Origin of the sequence: Paraburkholderia lacunae, from assembly GCF_003353175.1 — a bacterium.
GTDB lineage: Bacteria > Pseudomonadota > Gammaproteobacteria > Burkholderiales > Burkholderiaceae > Paraburkholderia > Paraburkholderia lacunae.
In genome coordinates this window covers 1-3,352 of sequence record NZ_QHKS01000077.1, presented here as the reverse complement: position 1 = coordinate 3,352, position 3,352 = coordinate 1, and the positions used below count along the sequence as shown (strand labels likewise).

Genomic DNA, 3,352 nt, shown 5'->3' with positions numbered 1-3,352 from the left:
GCCGTAAACGCAGAAACCCCACCGTTTGGGGGTGGGGTTTCTGTTGCTGCTGGGGAGCCTGACGATTACCTACTTTCACACGGGAATCCGCACTATCATCGGCGTGGAGTCGTTTCACGGTCCTGTTCGGGATGGGAAGGGGTGGGACCGACTCGCTATGGTCATCAGGCATGACTTGTTGCCGTACTGTCTTTGGGGGACAGCACAGCCAATCGGGAAGAAGTAGTTGAGAGGATGCCTCTCCGTATTACTCTGGGTTGTGTTGTTTCTGGCACAACACGGATCTCTCAACCGTGTGTGGTGTCCGTCCTCCCTTCGGGAGGGGGATGCCCGTAAGTGCTGAAGCACTAACGATCATCGACACGAAACACACCTGTTATAGGATCAAGCCTTACGGGCAATTAGTATCAGTTAGCTTAACGCATTACTGCGCTTCCACACCTGACCTATCAACGTCCTGGTCTTGAACGACCCTTCAAGGGGCTCGAAGCCCCGGGGATATCTCATCTTAAGGCGAGTTTCCCGCTTAGATGCTTTCAGCGGTTATCTCTTCCGAACATAGCTACCCGGCGATGCCACTGGCGTGACAACCGGTACACCAGAGGTTCGTCCACTCCGGTCCTCTCGTACTAGGAGCAGCCCCCTTCAAATATCCAGCGCCCACGGCAGATAGGGACCAAACTGTCTCACGACGTTTTAAACCCAGCTCACGTACCTCTTTAAATGGCGAACAGCCATACCCTTGGGACCGGCTACAGCCCCAGGATGAGATGAGCCGACATCGAGGTGCCAAACACCGCCGTCGATATGAACTCTTGGGCGGTATCAGCCTGTTATCCCCAGAGTACCTTTTATCCGTTGAGCGATGGCCCTTCCATACAGAACCACCGGATCACTATGACCTGCTTTCGCACCTGCTCGACTTGTCGGTCTCGCAGTTAAGCACGCTTATGCCATTGCACTATCAGCACGATTTCCGACCGTACCTAGCGTACCTTCGTACTCCTCCGTTACACTTTGGGAGGAGACCGCCCCAGTCAAACTGCCTACCATGCACTGTCCCCGATCCGGATCACGGACCAAGGTTAGAACCTCAAACAAACCAGGGTGGTATTTCAAGGACGGCTCCACGCAGACTGGCGTCCACGCTTCATAGCCTCCCACCTATCCTACACAGACCGGTTCAAAGTCCAATGCAAAGCTACAGTAAAGGTTCATGGGGTCTTTCCGTCTAGCCGCGGGGAGATTGCATCATCACAAACACTTCAACTTCGCTGAGTCTCGGGAGGAGACAGTGTGGCCATCGTTACGCCATTCGTGCAGGTCGGAACTTACCCGACAAGGAATTTCGCTACCTTAGGACCGTTATAGTTACGGCCGCCGTTTACCGGGACTTCAATCAAGAGCTTGCACCCCATCATTTAATCTTCCGGCACCGGGCAGGCGTCACACCCTATACGTCCACTTTCGTGTTTGCAGAGTGCTGTGTTTTTATTAAACAGTCGCAGCCACCAGTTTATTGCAACCCCTTCACCCTTCTGGCGCAGGCCAGTCAGGCTACCGGGGCGTACCTTATCCCGAAGTTACGGTACCAATTTGCCGAGTTCCTTCTCCCGAGTTCTCTCAAGCGCCTTAGAATACTCATCTCGCCCACCTGTGTCGGTTTGCGGTACGGTCACTGTCAAACTGAAGCTTAGAGGCTTTTCCTGGAACCACTTCCAGTTGCTTCTTCACCGAAGTGAATGGCCTCGCACCCTTGAATTGCGCGCCCGGATTTGCCAAAGCGCCTTCTCCAATGCAAGGACCGGGACTTCCAACACCCGGACAACCTTCCGCGATCCGTCCCCCCATCGCATTTGACAATGGTGCAGGAATATTAACCTGCTTCCCATCAGCTACGCATTTCTGCCTCGCCTTAGGGGCCGACTCACCCTACGCCGATGAACGTTGCGTAGGAAACCTTGGGCTTACGGCGAGGGGGCCTTTCACCCCCTTTATCGCTACTCATGTCAGCATTCGCACTTCCGATACCTCCAGCACACTTTCCAGTGCACCTTCGCAGGCTTACGGAACGCTCTCCTACCATGCACATAAATGTGCATCCGCAGCTTCGGTATATGGCTTAGCCCCGTTACATCTTCCGCGCAGGACGACTCGATCAGTGAGCTATTACGCTTTCTTTAAAGGATGGCTGCTTCTAAGCCAACCTCCTGACTGTTTTAGCCTTCCCACTTCGTTTCCCACTTAGCCATATTTGGGGACCTTAGCTGGCGGTCTGGGTTGTTTCCCTCTTGACACCGGACGTTAGCACCCGATGTCTGTCTCCCGTGATTGCACTCTTCGGTATTCGGAGTTTGCTATGGCGTAGTAATCCGCAATGGACCCCACAACCATGACAGTGCTCTACCCCCGAAGGTGATACACGAGGCACTACCTAAATAGTTTTCGGAGAGAACCAGCTATTTCCAGGTTTGTTTAGCCTTTCACCCCTATCCACAGCTCATCCCCTAACTTTTCAACGTTAGTGGGTTCGGACCTCCAGTACGTGTTACCGCACCTTCATCCTGGCCATGGATAGATCACCTGGTTTCGGGTCTACACCCAGCGACTGAACGCCCTGTTCGGACTCGCTTTCGCTACGCCTGCCCTAATCGGTTAAGCTTGCCACTGAATGTAAGTCGCTGACCCATTATACAAAAGGTACGCCGTCACCCTCTTTCGAAGGCTCCGACTGTTTGTATGCATGCGGTTTCAGGATCTGTTTCACTCCCCTCCCGGGGTTCTTTTCGCCTTTCCCTCACGGTACTGGTTCACTATCGGTCGATCACGAGTATTTAGCCTTGGAGGATGGTCCCCCCATCTTCAGACAGGATTTCACGTGTCCCGCCCTACTTCTCGTACACCCAGTTCTTCCTCGCTGTTTTCGTCTACAGGGCTATCACCTGCTATGGCCGCACTTTCCAGAGCGTTCGACTAACAGCAAAGATAAAATGTACAGGCTGGTCCCATTTCGCTCGCCACTACTCTGGGAATCTCGGTTGATTTCTTTTCCTGCGGTTACTTAGATGTTTCAGTTCACCGCGTTCGCTTCACATGGCCTATGTATTCAGCCATGGATACTCCATACGGAGTGGGTTTCCCCATTCGGATATCGGTGGATCAAAGCTCGTTTGCCAGCTCCCCACCGCTTTTCGCAGGCTACCGCGTCCTTCATCGCCTGTGATCGCCAAGGCATCCACCACATGCACTTGTTCGCTTGACCCTATAACGGGTGTGTCTCTTGTCGACCAGAGTTAGCGCTTTAGCTGTCGGCCGGAGTTAGTGCTTTAGCACTTACTCCGGGCCCATGCAA

The 3,352-nt window shown here is 53.5% G+C and carries 2 rRNA genes; both read right to left on the bottom strand.

The window, feature by feature from the left end:
- Positions 1–56: 56 nt before the first annotated feature.
- Positions 57–169, bottom strand: a 5S ribosomal RNA gene (rrf, locus tag DLM46_RS38730).
- A 211-nt stretch (positions 170–380) separates the two neighbouring features.
- Positions 381–3,262, bottom strand: a 23S ribosomal RNA gene (locus DLM46_RS38725).
- Between the last annotated feature and the right edge of the window lie 90 nt (positions 3,263–3,352).